The organism is Mycobacterium sp. 1245801.1 (assembly GCF_001673055.1).
Lineage (GTDB): Bacteria > Actinomycetota > Actinomycetes > Mycobacteriales > Mycobacteriaceae > Mycobacterium > Mycobacterium europaeum_A.
Genome location: NZ_LZKY01000369.1, coordinates 1 through 13,704 on the forward strand (window position 1 = coordinate 1; position 13,704 = coordinate 13,704).

Genomic DNA, 13,704 nt, shown 5'->3' on the forward strand with positions numbered 1-13,704 from the left:
GTCGTCGCCTCGGCCGGCTCGCAACCGCAGCTGGTGGTGGCCGGCATCTTCGTCACCGGGCCGCCGGTGCTGATCCGTTCGGTCGGCCGCTCGGTGGGGGGCTGGCCGAAGGGCCCCTGGTTGGAGGGACGGGCCCACTTCGACGGGTCCGGGTTCGGTGGTCCTTGTGGGTTCGTCACCCGACCGATTCTGCCCTATCAACCTGAGCAAAGTCCGAGCGGTTGTGCAGGACCGCGATGCTCTTGCGGGCCTCGGCGACCCGGTCGACGTCGATGTCGGCCACCACCAGCTGCGGTTGCGAGCCGGCCGAGGCGACGACGTCACCGAAGGGGGAGACCACCAGGCTGCCGCCGACGCCGGTCGGTGCCCCCGAACCGGATCCGTGGGCGTCACCAGGATCGGCCTGGCCGGCTGCCGCGATGTAGCTCATCGAATCGAGCGCGCGGGCGCGGGCCAGCAGCGTCCACTGGTCGAGTTTGCCGGGACCCGCGCCCCAGGACGCGCCGACGGCGATCACCTGGGCGCCGCGGCGGGCCAGTTCGGTGTACAGCGCCGGAAACCGAATGTCGTAGCAGACGGTCAGCCCGACGTGGATGCCGTCGACCATGATCACCACCGGGTCGTGTCCCGGCGCGACCGTGCGCGATTCGGTGAAACCGAAGGCGTCGTAGAGGTGGATCTTGTCGTAGTGGGTGTCCGGCCGGCCGGGGTCGTCGGCGCCGGCCGCGAGGAGCGTGTTCTTCACCCGCCCATCGCCGGACGGGGTGAACATGCCGGCGACGACGGCGATGCCGGTGTCGGCCGCGATGCGCCGCACCCCGTCGGCCCAGGGCCCGTCGACCGGCTCGGCGACCGGCCCCAGCGGCACTCCGAACCGGCACATGGTCGCCTCGGGGAACACCACCAGCTTCGCGCCCGCGTCGGCGGCCCGGCGGCTGTATTCGTCCACCAGCTGCAGGTTTGCTGCCGGGTCGGTGCCGCTGAGGATCTGCGCCAAGGCGATTCGCATGAGCGCCAGCTTAGGCCCGGCGACGATGCGCGCCGCTACGGCGGCGGGCGGAGGAGCTGGGCAATGCAGCTTAGGCCCGGCGACGATGCGCGCCGCTACGGCGGCGGGCGGAGGAGCTGGGCAATGCAACTTAGGCGTGGTCGGGACCGAAGGCTCAGGCCGTTTTGGCGATCCACTCCGTGGTGAAGCGCTGCTCGGCGGCGACCAGTTCGGCCAGCCGGGTGCCGATGATGTTCTCCAACTTGCCGCCGATGATCGGGACGCGCACCTGGACGGTGGCGCGGAACGTCAGCCGGGCACCGCCGGTCTCTTCGATGGGCTCCAGGACGGCGGTGCCGGCGAGGTTCACCGGCGCATCCACGATCGATCCCACCACCGACCCCGTCGCCGCCCCGCCGGTGACCGGCCCCCACGTCTCCTCGCGCCGGATGCGCAGGTCACCGCTGTGCAACTGGGTGACCATGCCCGGCAGCTTGTCGCTGCGGATCACCTGCAGCGTGACGACCTCGACGGTGTCCTCGTCCCCGGACTCCCCGCCGACCCGCATCGACTCCAGCGTGGCGAGGTCGACACCGGACCCGGCCAGCCTGGCCCGCCAGTACTCCTCGTCGGTGAAGGCGCGATGAACCTCGTCAACACTGCCGTCGTAATCGGCCGACAAGTCGAATGAACGCGGCATAGCAGGTCAGGCTACCGTTACGGGCCATGAAATCCAGCGGTGCCGGTGCGGAGTTCGCCGGCGCGGCGGTGGCCGACGCGGTGCCACTGGCGCCACTGACCACCCTGCGGGTCGGACCGACCGCGCGCCGCCTGATCACCTGCACCACCAGCGAGCAGGTGGTCGCCACGTTGCGGCAGCTGGACGCCGAAACCGCTGGCGGGCAACGCGACCCGGTGCTGGTCTTCGCCGGCGGCTCCAACCTGGTGATCTCCGACGGCCTGACCGACCTGACCGCGGTGCGGCTGGCCAATGACGGCATCACCGTCGAGGGCAACCTGGTCCGTGCGCAGGCGGGCGCGGTGTGGGACGACGTCGTGCTCACCGCGATCGAGCACGGCCTCGGCGGGCTGGAATGCCTGTCCGGCATCCCCGGCTCGGCCGGGGCCACCCCGGTTCAGAACGTCGGGGCCTACGGCGCCGAGGTCTCCGACACCATCACCCGCGTCCGGGTGCTCGATCGCGCGAGCGGGCAGGTGCGCTGGGTGCCGGGTGACGAGCTGGGCTTCGGCTACCGCACCAGTGTGTTCAAACGCGCCGGCAGTCGACTCGAAATGCCTTCCGTCGTACTGGAAGTGGAGTTCGCGCTGGACGCGTCCGGGCGCAGCGCGCCGCTGCGCTACGGCGAGCTGGCCGCCGAGTTGAACGTGGCCGGCGGCGAGCGCGCCGACCCGCGGGCCGTCCGCGACGCGGTGCTGTCGCTGCGGGCGCGCAAGGGCATGGTGCTCGACGCGGCCGACCACGACACCTGGAGCGTGGGCTCCTTCTTCACCAACCCGGTGATCGCCCCGGACGCCTACGAGCGGTTGGCCGCCGCCGTCGACGGGCCGGTGCCGAACTACCCCGCGCCCGACGGCGTCAAGCTGGCCGCCGGCTGGCTGGTGGAGCGGGCCGGATTCGGCAAGGGCTACCCGGATCCGGGGCCGGACGGCCTCGAACAGCCCTGCCGGCTATCCACCAAGCACGCGCTGGCGCTGACCAACCGCGGCGGCGCCAGCTCACAGGACGTGATAGAGCTGGCTAGAACGATCCGCGACGGCGTCCAGGCTGTGTTTGGCATCACATTGGTCCCCGAGCCCGTCCTGCTTGGCTGCAGGCTGTAGCCGCAAATTTCGCCGACGCGTGCCCGGGCCCGTTTTGTCGTGGCCGGGCTGGCCGATTTTCCCCGGTATCTTTGATTTTCGTGACCCCGTCCAGCGCCCCGCGGCCGTTCAACCGGCGTGCGGCTTTGGCGACCCTGGGACTAGGTGTGTTCGCCCCCAACGTGTTGGCCGCCTGCGGCGGCACGACGGCCAAACAGGCCGAGAAGAAGGAACAGCCGGCACCGCAGCTCAAGTACCAGCCCGCCAACGCGACCGAGAACGTGGTGCCGATCGCCCCGGTCAGCGTCGAGGTGAGCGACGGCTGGTTCCAGCACGTCGCGTTGTCCAATTCGTCGGGCAAGGCCGTCGCGGGCGCCTTCAATCAAGACCGCACCGTCTACACGACCTCCGAGCCGCTCGGCTACGACCAGACGTACACGTGGAGCGGCTCGGCCGTCGGGCACGACGGCAAGGCGATCCCGGTGGCCGGCAAGTTCACCACGGTGTCTCCCACCAAGAAGATCGGGGGCGCCTTCCAGCTCGCCGACGGCCAGACCGTGGGCGTCGCGGCGCCGATCATCATCCAGTTCGACGCGCCGATCACCGACAAGGCCGCCGTCGAAAAGGCGCTCACCGTCACCACGAACCCGCCCGTCGAGGGCAGCTGGGCCTGGCTGCCCGACGAGGCCGCCGGTGCGCGCGCGCACTGGCGCACCCGCGAGTACTACCCCGCGGGCACCACGGTCAACGTCGAGGCCAAGCTGTACGGTCTGCCGTTCGGCGACAGCGCCTACGGCGCCGAGGACATCTCGCTGAACATCCAGATCGGCCGGCGGCAGGTGGTCAAGGCCGAGGTTTCCTCGCACCGTATCCAGGTGATCCGCGACGAGGGCGTCATCATGGACTTCCCGTGCAGCTACGGCGAAGCCGACAAGGCGCGCAACGTCACCCGCAACGGCATCCACGTGGTCAGCGAGAAGTACGCCGACTTCTACATGTCCAACCCGGCGGCCGGCTATAGCCACGTGCACGAGCGCTGGGCGGTCCGGATCTCCAACAATGGCGAGTTCATCCATGCCAACCCGGCCAGCGCCGGCGCGCAGGGCAACACCAACGTCACTAACGGCTGCATCAACCTTTCGACGGGTGACGCCGAGCAATACTTCCAGTCGGCGATGTATGGCGACCCGGTCGAAGTCACCGGCAGCACGATCCAGCTGTCCTACTCCGACGGCGACATCTGGGACTGGGCCGTGGACTGGGACACCTGGGTGGCCATGTCGGCGCTGCCGCCGCCGACCGCGCGCCCGCCGTCAACCCAGATCCCGGTCACCGCGCCGGTCACTCCGTCCAACGCGCCGACCCTGTCCGGCACTCCGACCACGTCGACGTCACCGGCCGGCACCGCTACCCCTGGCGGTTAAAACGGGAGGTCGTCGCCTGATCGCGCGGCTTCATCACGATCAGGTCCAGATCGACGTGCGACGGCCGCGAGGCGACGAATCCGATCACCTCGGCCACATCCTCGGCCACCAGCGGGGTGATGCCGGTGTAGACGGCCTCCGCGCGTTGTTGGTCGCCGTCGAAGCGCACCAACGAGAATTCCGTCTCGACCGCGCCGGGCGCGATCTCGGTCAGCCGCACCGGCTTGCCCAATAGCTCGCCGCGCAGCGTGCGGTGCAGCGCTCCCTGGCCGTGTTTGGCCGCCGTGTATCCGGCGCCGCCGTCGTAAACCTCAAGTGCCGCAACGGAAGTGACGGTGATGATCAGCCCGTCGCCGGAGTCGATCAGCTTGGGCAACAGCGCGCGGGTGACCCGCAGCGTGCCGATGACGTTGGTCTCCCACATCCATCGCCAGTGCTCGAGGTCGGCGTCGGCGACCGGCGCCAGGCCCCGGGCGCCGCCGGCGTTGTTGACCAGAACGTCGACCCGGTCCACTTTGCTCGCCAATGTTTCAACCGCCACCTCGTCTGTGACATCGGCCACAATCGCGGTACCGCCGATTTCACTGGCCAGGGCCTGAATCCGGTCGGATCGACGCGCCACCGCGACGACATGAAAGCCCTGCGCAGCCAGGATTCGGGCGGTTGCTGCACCGATCCCCGAGCTGGCCCCGGTGATTACTGCGACTCGTTCATTCCTGCCAGTTTTAACCATCGAAACAACCTTAATGAACGTGCTAGATTTTGCGTGTGCTCCTTAGCGCCCTGTCCAACACCACGACCACCGCGTGTCTTTGCGCGGCGGGTGCGTGTTGTTGCTGCGCACTTTGCCGCTCCTGACCCAGCCAGGTGTGGCCAAGACGGCCAGCAAAATTCGGACAAATAAGGACGCTCGTGCGCACGAATACCCTCACCCATACCCATCATTCGCCCAGCCGTGCCGTCGGGCACCTGCCGGGCCAAAAGGGCCACCGCTCGGTGCGCCGGCAGATCGTGCCGCCGGCGCTGAACATCCCCGACTCGGCGGCGGCCTCCGTCTTCCGGGCCGTCCGGCTGCGCGGCCCCGTCGGCCGCGACGTCATCGCCGGCGTCACCTCGCTGAGCATCGCCACGGTCAACCGTCAGGTCATCGCGCTCCTGGAAGCCGGCCTGCTCCGGGAACGCGCCGACCTCGCCGTCTCCGGCGCCATCGGCCGCCCGCGTGTGCCGGTGGAGGTCAACCACGAACCCTTCGTGACGCTGGGCATCCACATCGGTGCCCGGACCACCAGCATCGTGGCCACCGACCTGTTCGGCCGCACGCTCGACACGGTCGAAACCCCGACCCCGCGTAACCCGGCCGGGCCCGCTCTGGCGACGCTGGCCGACAGCGCCCGCCGCTACCTGCGGCGCTGGCATCGCCGCCGGCCGCTGTGGGTGGGGGTCGCCATCGGTGGCACCGTCGACGGCGCCACCGGCCAGGTGGACCACCCCCGGCTGGGCTGGCGGCAGGCGCCGGTGGGGCAGGTGCTCGCCGACGCCCTGGGCCTGCCGGTATCGGTGGCCTCGCACGTCGACGCGATGGCCGGCGCCGAGCTGCTGCTGGGCATGCGGCGCTTCCTGCCGAGCTCGCCCACCAGCCTGTACGTCTACGCCCGTGAGACCGTGGGCTACGCGCTGGTGATCGGCGGGCGGGTGCACGTGCCGGCCAGCGGACCGGGCACCATCGCGACCTTGCCGGCGCAGTCCGAATTGCTCGGCGGCACCGGCCAGCTGGAGTCCACCGTCAGCGACGAGGCCGTGGTGGCCATCGCCCGCCAGCAGCGCATCCTGCCGTTCGCCCCGACCAACCGCGCCAGCGGCTCCGCCGCCGGCATCTCGGATCTGTTGCGGGTGGCCCGAGCCGGCAACCAGCAGGCCAAGGACCTGCTCGCCGAGCGGGGCCGCGTGCTCGGCGAGGCGGTGGCGTTGCTGCGCGACATGCTCAACCCCGACGAACTGGTGGTCGGCGGCCAGGCCTTCACCGAGTACCCGGAGGCAATGGAGCAGGTCGAGGCGGCGTTCCTGGAACGCTCCGTGCTCGGACCCCGCGACATCCGCCTCACCGCCTTCGGCAACCGGGTGCAGGAGGCCGGCGCGGGGACCGTCTCGCTGTCGGGGCTCTACGCCGACCCGCTGGGGGCGATGCGGCGCGCCGGGGCGCTCGATGCCCGGCTGCACGACGTGACTCGCGACGAGTCGTCCGCCTGACACGACGGGTGTGTCCAGCGCGCTTGGGCTGGCCGGCGAACCATCCTGTAAAGATGACAGGGTGCGCCACGATGACGTTTTCCGGCTGAACGAACCGCGCCGGGTCGCAGTGTTGGCGGTCCACACCTCACCACTGGCCCAGCCCGGCACCGGCGACGCCGGCGGGATGAACGTCTACGTGCTGCAAACCGCGTTGCACCTGGCGCGGCGAGGCATCGAGGTGGAGATCTTCACGCGGGCGACCGCCTCGGCCGACCCGCCGGTCGCGCGGGTGGCGCCCGGCGTGCTGGTGCGCAACGTGGTGGCGGGCCCCTTCGAGGGCCTGGACAAATACGACCTGCCCACCCAGCTGTGCGCGTTCGCGGCCGGGGTGTTGCGCGCCGAGGCGTCGCACGAGCCGGGCTATTACGACATCGTGCATTCGCACTACTGGCTGTCCGGTCAGGTCGGTTGGCTGGCCCGCGACCGCTGGGCGGTGCCGCTGGTGCACACCGCGCACACGCTGGCCGCGGTCAAGAACGCGGCGCTGGCCGAGGGGGATTCGCCCGAACCGCCGCTGCGCACGGTCGGCGAGCAACAGGTCGTCGACGAGGCGGACCGATTGATCGTCAACACCGATGACGAAGCCAGGCAACTGATCTCGATTCACCACGCCGACCCGGCCAGGATCGACGTCGTCCATCCCGGGGTAGATCTCGACGTGTTCCGCCCGGGCGATCGCCGGGCCGCCCGGACCGCGCTGGGGCTGCCGCTCGACGAAGACGTCGTGGCGTTCGTCGGCCGGATCCAGCCGCTGAAGGCGCCCGACATCGTGTTGCGCGCCGCCGCGAAACTGCCCGGGGTGCGCATCGTGGTGGCCGGCGGGCCCTCGGGTAGCGGTTTGGCCTCCCCGGACGGGTTGGTCCGGCTGGCCGACGAACTCGGCATCACCGAGCGTGTGACGTTCCTGCCGCCACAGTCCCGCCCGAATCTGGCCACGTTGTTCCAGGCGGCCAATCTTGTTGCGGTGCCCAGTTATTCGGAGTCGTTCGGTCTGGTCGCCCTTGAGGCGCAGGCCTGTGGGACGCCGGTGGTCGCGGCCGCGGTCGGTGGGCTGCCGGTGGCGGTGCGCGACGGCGTGACCGGCACGCTGGTGGCCGGCCACGACGTCGGGCGGTGGGCGGACGCGCTGGGCCGGCTGCTGCGTTTGCCTGCGCCGCACGCCGATGCGATGGGCCGGGCGGCCGCCGAGCACGCGGCCACGTTCTCCTGGGATCACACCACCGACGCGTTGTTGGCCAGCTACCGCCGCGCGATCCGCGAGTACACGACCGAGCGCCGCGGGGTGGGCGCATGAGCCCATCGGTAAGCCAGGTGATCGAGGATGCCCTGCAGGACAGTGGGTTGAACTACTCGAAACACGCTGGGGCGCATGGCGGTCTGCCCGGTCTGGTGGTGGAACTGCCCGGCGATCGCAAGCTCAAGACCAACACCATCCTCAGCATCGGCGAGCATTCGGTGCGGGTCGAGGCCTTCGTGTGCCGCAAGCCCGACGAGAACCACGAAGGCGTCTACCGCTTCCTGCTCAAGCGCAACCGCCGCCTCTACGGCGTGGCCTACACGCTCGACAATGTCGGGGACATCTATCTGGTGGGGCGCATGTCGCTGGCTTCGGTGGACGCCGACGAGCTCGACCGGGTGCTCGGGCAGGTGCTCGAAGCGGTGGATGCGGACTTCAATACGTTGCTGGAGTTGGGGTTTCGCTCGTCGATCCAGAAGGAGTGGGAGTGGCGGGTGTCGCGCGGTGAGTCGCTGAAGAACCTGCAGGCGTTCGCCCATTTGATCGACGACGACGAAGACGACGATGCAGAGCGCGAAGCGCGATGGTGAGGAGTCGAGCATCGGGTCACGAAGACGACGATGCAGAGCGCGAAGCGCGATGGTGAGGAGTCGAGCATCGGGGCACGACCGCGACGAATAGGGCCGTGAGAGACTGACCGGCATGGGTGACACCGCCACGCTGGTACTGCTTCGCCACGGCGAAAGCGAATGGAATTCGCTGAACCTGTTCACCGGTTGGGTCGACGTCGGCCTCACCGACAAGGGTCGGACCGAGGCCGTGCGCAGCGGCGAGCTGCTGATCGAGAACAACCTGTTGCCCGACGTCCTCTACACGTCGCTGCTGCGCCGGGCCATCTCCACCGCGCATCTCGCGCTGGACGCGGCCGACCGGCTGTGGATCCCGGTGCGGCGCACCTGGCGCCTCAACGAACGCCATTACGGGGCGCTGCAGGGGCTGGACAAGGCCGAGACGAAGGCCCGCTACGGCGACGAGCAGTTCATGGCCTGGCGGCGCAGCTACGACACGCCGCCCCCGCCCATCGAGAAGGGCAGCACCTACAGCCAGGACACCGATCCCCGCTACGCCGACATCGGCGGCGGCCCGCTCACCGAGTGCCTGGCCGATGTGGTCGTGCGCTTCCTGCCCTATTTCACCGACGTCATCGTTCCGGATCTGCGCAGCGGCAAGACGGTGCTGATCGTGGCGCACGGCAACTCGCTGCGGGCCCTGGTCAAGCACCTCGATCGGGTGTCCGACGACGAGATCGCCGGGCTCAACATCCCGACCGGCATCCCGCTGCGCTACGACCTGGACGCTGACCTGCGGCCGGTGGTTGCCGGCGGCACCTATCTGGACCCGGAGGCGGCCGCCGCGGGCGCCGCCGCGGTGGCCAACCAAGGGCACGGCTGAGCTGGGCCTGCCCGCGCCGATCCGCGAGATAAAGGCGATTTAGCCAAACATCGCGTGAACGGGAGCGGAACACCTGTTGCGCAAGGTGTGACTTGTCCGATTTTGGCCTCGTTGCGCTAGGGCAGCGTTCAGGAAGATTTGTAGGATTTGCTATGTGACTGTGTTCTCGGCGCTGTTGCTGGCCGGGGTTTTGTCCGCGCTGGCGCTGGCCGCGGGGGTGCTGGTCGGGACCCGGCTGTCACCGCGGGCGGTGCAGCGCCGCCAGCGGGTCGGCACCGAGTGGACCGGGATCACCGTCGCGCAGATGCTGCAACGCATCGTGGCGCTGATGCCGCTGGGCGCGGCGGTGGTGGACGCCCACCGCGACGTCGTCTACCTCAATGAACGGGCCAAGGAGCTAGGCCTGGTGCGCGACCGTCAACTCGATGACCAGGCCTGGGAGGCGGCGCAGCAGGCCCTGACCGGCGTCGACGTCGAATTCGACCTGCAGCCGGCGAAACGGTCGGGTGGCCGGTCGGGGCTCTCGGTGCACGGGCAGGCGCGGTTGCTCAGCGAAGAAGACCGCCGGTTCGCCGTGGTCTTCGCCCACGATCAGTCCGACTACGCGCGGATGGAGGCCACCCGGCGCGACTTCGTGGCCAACGTCAGCCACGAGCTCAAGACCCCGGTGGGCGCCATGGCACTGCTCGCCGAGGCCCTGCTGGCGTCGTCGGACGACTCCGAGACGGTGCGGCGGTTCGCCGAGAAGGTGCTCGTCGAGGCCAACCGGCTCGGCGACATGGTCGCCGAGCTGATCGAGCTGTCCCGGCTGCAGGGCGCCGAACGGCTGCCCAACGTCATCGAGGTCGACGTCGACGAGGTTGTCAGCGAAGCGATTTCGCGGCACAAGGTGGCGGCCGACAACGCCGACATCGAGGTTCGCACGGACGCGCCCAGCGGTTTGCGGGTGCTGGGCGACGAAACGCTGTTGGTCACCGCGTTGGCCAACCTGGTGTCGAACGCCATCGCCTATTCGCCGCCAGGTTCGCCGGTGTCGATCAGCCGCCGTCGCCGCGGGGAGAACATCGAGATCGCGGTGACCGACCGCGGCATCGGGATCGCCCTGGAAGATCAGGAACGGGTTTTCGAGCGGTTCTTCCGCGGGGACAAGGCCCGCTCACGGGCTACCGGCGGCAGCGGGCTGGGCCTAGCCATCGTCAAGCACGTCGCGGCCAACCACAACGGCAGCATCGGCGTGTGGAGCAAGCCGGGCACCGGATCGACGTTCACTCTTTCGATCCCGGCGGCCAGGGTGTCTCATCAAGACGATGGTGAATCCGAGCAATCGCAGGGCCGCGACGTGCGGCCCAACCGCTCACAACGAGAGGAAGAACTAAGTCGATGACCCGCGCGTATGACGCTGCACCATGCAGCGATGAGGAGGAATCGCGCCGATGACCCGCGCGTATGACGTTGCAGAGCGCAGCGATGAGGAGGAATCGCGCCGATGACCAGTGTGCTGATCGTGGAGGACGAGGAGTCGCTGGCCGATCCGCTGGCGTTCCTGCTTCGCAAGGAAGGCTTCGAGGCCACCGTGGTGACCGACGGTTCGGCCGCGCTCGCCGAGTTCGATCGGGGTGGCGCCGACATCGTGCTGCTCGACCTGATGCTGCCTGGGATGTCCGGCACCGACGTCTGTAAGCAGCTGCGCGCGCGGTCCAGCGTGCCGGTGATCATGGTGACCGCCCGCGATAGTGAGATCGACAAGGTCGTCGGCCTCGAGCTGGGCGCCGATGACTATGTGACCAAGCCGTATTCGGCGCGTGAGCTGATCGCGCGCATCCGCGCGGTGTTGCGCCGCGGCGGTGACGACGATTCCGAGATCAGCGATGGCGTGCTCGAGTCCGGCCCGGTGCGGATGGACGTCGAACGTCACGTGGTCTCGGTCAACGGCGACACGATTACGTTGCCGCTCAAGGAGTTTGACCTTCTCGAGTACCTGATGCGCAACAGTGGCCGGGTGCTGACCCGCGGGCAGTTGATCGACCGGGTGTGGGGCGCCGACTACGTCGGTGACACCAAGACGCTCGACGTCCACGTCAAGCGGCTGCGGTCCAAGATCGAAGCCGACCCCGCCAACCCGGTGCACCTGGTGACGGTGCGCGGGCTGGGGTACAAGCTCGAAGGTTAGCCCGCCGGTGGCGGACCGTCGGTGTCGAAGACGGTCCGCTCGTCGTCGTTGGCGCTCAACGTGATACGTCGATGCATGTCCGCTGTCATCGGCGGAAGGTCATCGAGGTCGAACCAGGCGGCGGCAGTGCTCTCGTCGTCGGCCGCAAAGGGCTCCCCGGACAGCCACTCCATCCGGAACACGTGATCCAGGTACTGGGCGTGGTCGCCGTTGGCGTGCACGGTCGGCCGGGTCACGTGCACCCACGCCAATCTCGTGGCCCGCGCGCTGACCCCGGTTTCCTCGCGCACTTCGCGGGCCGCGCAGTCGGCCGGATTCTCGCCGGGCTCCACGATCCCGGTCACGGCCGTCCACGCGCCATTGTCGGATCGCTTGACCAGCAACACTTTTCGGCCGCGGATCGTGACGGCGGTGATGCCCGACAACCACAGCGGCGCGTGGCCGATTCGGCGACGAAGCTCGACGATGAATTCCGGAACCGGCGTCACGTCGCGGTTCTCTCGTTGATCGCGGGCGCCGCGTCCCCGCGCAGGCCCACCTCGGCGTGTCCGAGCACCGACCAGCGCCGGTGACCGAGCTCCACATGGATTTCCGCGCGTTCGGTGTTGGTGCACACCGCGGTGCCGCCGTCGGGATCGGTGTAGCCCAGGCTCACGCACCGGTCCGGCGGCTGGTCGACGCTGATGCGTACCCGCCGACCGCCGATGCGACCCACCAGCTGCCAGCCTCGTGGGTCGAGCCTGGTCCGCATCGCAAGCGATGGCAAAAGTATTGTGGGCCAATCTTTTCCGTCGAGCCGAAAGCGCACGAACGCCAGCGGCGCGAGCCTGCGCAGTACCGGCCGGTGCGACACGGCGGTGACCACCTCGAGGACGTCGCCGCCACCGAGGTCTGCGTGGATCCACCCCCAGCGCCGGGCGTTGCCGTGTCCGTAGATGTGGGCGACGGCGCCGCGCCAGCCCGCGATGGGCGCGGCGGCGTCGTGGACGGTCAGCGACCCGGTGAAGTCGGCGGTGGGGGCGAGCACGACCTGCGCGCCGGGCAGCAGCTCGCGTTCCCACGTCAGACGGGGGAAGGTCCACAGCGGACGCGCGGTATCCGTCCAAGACAGGTCCCACGCCAGCGATTCGGCCCGTCCGCGCAGCCGCCCGTCGGCCACTCGCGCCCCGGCGGCGCTGAACCAGTCGGCGCCTGCCGCGGGCCGCGCGGGCTCGGGACCGAAGCGTTCGGTGCGGGGTGACCCGTCGAGCGGAAATCGGGTGACCCAGCCGTGCGCGTAGGGAGCGCCCCGCACGGGAGCGACCGTCTCGCAATGGATCCACAACCCCGCGCCCGTCCGTGGATCTGAGAGGGTCGCGTACCACACTTCGAGGCGCCCGGCCTCACCGCGCCACCGCGGAGCCGCGGCCGATCGCTTTTCGTCGTCCATCGCTTGCTCCCGTGGCCTGCCGGACCCAGCCGGACCGGTGCAGCTACTCGGCGATGCGAGTGGCCGGGTGCACCGCAATGAGCCCTAACTTGCTGCGCCGCTTGCACATTGCCGCCAGCTCCGAGTAGGCCTTGGCGCCCAGCAGCTCGGTGAGCTCGTCGGCCAGGCTTTCCCACACCTGCTTGGCGCCGACGTGGGCGGCCGGGTCGCCGGTGCAGTACCAGTGCAGGTCGGCGCCACCGGAACCCCAACCGCGGCGGTCGTATTCGGTGACCCACGTCTTGAGGATCTCGGTGCCGTCCGGCCGGGTCACCCACTCCTGGCTGCGACGGATCGGCAGCTGCCAGCAGACGTCGGGCTTCATGGTCAGCGGCGGCACCCCCAGCTTGAGAGCCTTGCTGTGCAGCGCGCAGCCGACGCCGCCCGGAAAACCCGGCCGGTTCAAGAAGATGCAGGCGTCTTTGTGCTTGCGGGTGCGGTACTGCGGTTGGCCGTCGTGCTCGTCGAGCTCCAGATAACCCTTGCGGCCCAAGCCTTTTTCGCGGAACTGCCAGTCGGCGTCGGTCAACTTCTGCACCGCGTCGTCCAGGCGGGCGCGGTCGTCGTCGTCGGACAGGAACGCCCCGTGCGAGCAGCACCCGTCGTCCGGGCGGCCCTCCACCGTGCCGCGGCAGGCCGGAGTGCCGAACACACACGTCCACCGGGAGAGCAGCCAGGTCAGGTCCGCTGCGATCAGGTGTTCGGGTTTGTCGGGGTCGTAGAACTCCACCCATTCGCGGGCGAAATCCAGCTCGACCTCTTGTCCGGGTGCGGGGTGCGAATTCGCCACGCAGTCCACGTTAGACCACGATTCGGGCCATCCGAGTCGCTGACACTCGGGCCCTGTATGGCCGT

Annotated in this window: 13 protein-coding genes and 1 pseudogene; 8 read left to right on the forward strand and 6 right to left on the reverse strand. The window is 69.4% G+C overall.

Translation table 11 applies throughout. The annotated features are described in order from the left end of the window. Nucleotides 1-175: 175 nt before the first annotated feature. Nucleotides 176-1,009: a carbon-nitrogen hydrolase family protein gene (locus A5622_RS23235; protein ID WP_066881478.1), complete on the reverse strand. Its 834-nt coding sequence runs from the start codon at nt 1,007-1,009 to the stop codon at nt 176-178. Between the two features lie 154 nt (nt 1,010-1,163). Next, the gene (locus tag A5622_RS23240; protein WP_066881480.1) at nt 1,164-1,688 is read right to left on the reverse strand and encodes a DUF2505 domain-containing protein; all 525 of its coding nucleotides are present in this window, start codon (nt 1,686-1,688) and stop codon (nt 1,164-1,166) included. Between the two features lie 26 nt (nt 1,689-1,714). Between A5622_RS23240 and A5622_RS23245 the strand changes: the two genes are divergently transcribed. Further along, entirely contained in the window at nt 1,715-2,830 is a 1,116-nt protein-coding gene (locus tag A5622_RS23245) for a UDP-N-acetylmuramate dehydrogenase (protein WP_066881482.1), read from the forward strand. Nucleotides 2,831-2,901: 71 nt separating this feature from the next. Next, nucleotides 2,902-4,233 (forward strand): Ig-like domain-containing protein, encoded by a 1,332-nt coding sequence (locus A5622_RS23250; protein ID WP_066863003.1) that lies wholly within the window; start codon nt 2,902-2,904, stop codon nt 4,231-4,233. Here A5622_RS23250 and A5622_RS23255 read toward each other — a convergent pair. Then, nucleotides 4,217-4,966, reverse strand: coding sequence for an SDR family oxidoreductase (locus tag A5622_RS23255; RefSeq protein WP_066881484.1), 750 nt, complete (start codon nt 4,964-4,966; stop codon nt 4,217-4,219). The two genes, A5622_RS23250 and A5622_RS23255, sit on opposite strands and share 17 nt — an antisense overlap. A gap of 236 nt (nt 4,967-5,202) precedes the next feature. On the opposite strand from A5622_RS23255, the gene A5622_RS23260 reads away from it, so the two are divergent. The 6 genes and pseudogenes from A5622_RS23260 (at nt 5,203) to regX (ending at nt 11,381) form a co-directional block, all read left to right on the forward strand. Beyond that, nucleotides 5,203-6,480, forward strand: a complete 1,278-nt coding sequence (locus A5622_RS23260; protein WP_197498107.1) for an ROK family protein — start codon at nt 5,203-5,205, stop codon at nt 6,478-6,480. Nucleotides 6,481-6,541: 61 nt separating this feature from the next. Further along, a complete protein-coding gene (mshA, locus tag A5622_RS23265; protein WP_066881487.1) occupies nt 6,542-7,816 on the forward strand; it encodes a D-inositol-3-phosphate glycosyltransferase in 1,275 nt (424 codons plus the stop codon). Continuing rightward, nucleotides 7,813-8,353: pseudogene (locus A5622_RS23270) on the forward strand (YbjN domain-containing protein); the annotation flags it as partial. The gene mshA and the pseudogene A5622_RS23270, both read left to right, overlap by 4 nt. A gap of 108 nt (nt 8,354-8,461) precedes the next feature. After that, complete coding sequence (locus A5622_RS23275; RefSeq protein WP_066881489.1) at nt 8,462-9,211, forward strand: phosphoglyceromutase; 750 nt, start codon at nt 8,462-8,464, stop codon at nt 9,209-9,211. Between the two features lie 154 nt (nt 9,212-9,365). Further along, nucleotides 9,366-10,595, forward strand: a complete 1,230-nt coding sequence (locus tag A5622_RS23280) for a cell wall metabolism sensor histidine kinase WalK (protein WP_156753065.1) — start codon at nt 9,366-9,368, stop codon at nt 10,593-10,595. Nucleotides 10,596-10,697: 102 nt separating this feature from the next. Continuing rightward, entirely contained in the window at nt 10,698-11,381 is a 684-nt protein-coding gene (gene regX, locus A5622_RS23285) for a two-component sensory transduction protein RegX (RefSeq protein ID WP_007768263.1), read from the forward strand. Here the strand turns inward: regX and A5622_RS23290 are convergent. From A5622_RS23290 to A5622_RS23300, 3 genes are read right to left on the reverse strand one after another with little or no spacing between them, the layout of a single operon-like run. Further along, nucleotides 11,378-11,869, reverse strand: a complete 492-nt coding sequence (locus A5622_RS23290) for an NUDIX domain-containing protein (protein ID WP_066881493.1) — start codon at nt 11,867-11,869, stop codon at nt 11,378-11,380. The two genes, regX and A5622_RS23290, sit on opposite strands and share 4 nt — an antisense overlap. Continuing rightward, nucleotides 11,866-12,810, reverse strand: a complete 945-nt coding sequence (locus tag A5622_RS23295; RefSeq protein WP_066881495.1) for a hypothetical protein — start codon at nt 12,808-12,810, stop codon at nt 11,866-11,868. The genes A5622_RS23290 and A5622_RS23295 overlap by 4 nt, the downstream gene beginning before the upstream one ends. A gap of 43 nt (nt 12,811-12,853) precedes the next feature. Next, entirely contained in the window at nt 12,854-13,648 is a 795-nt protein-coding gene (locus A5622_RS23300; protein ID WP_066881497.1) for a hypothetical protein, read from the reverse strand. Nucleotides 13,649-13,704 lie beyond the last annotated feature (56 nt).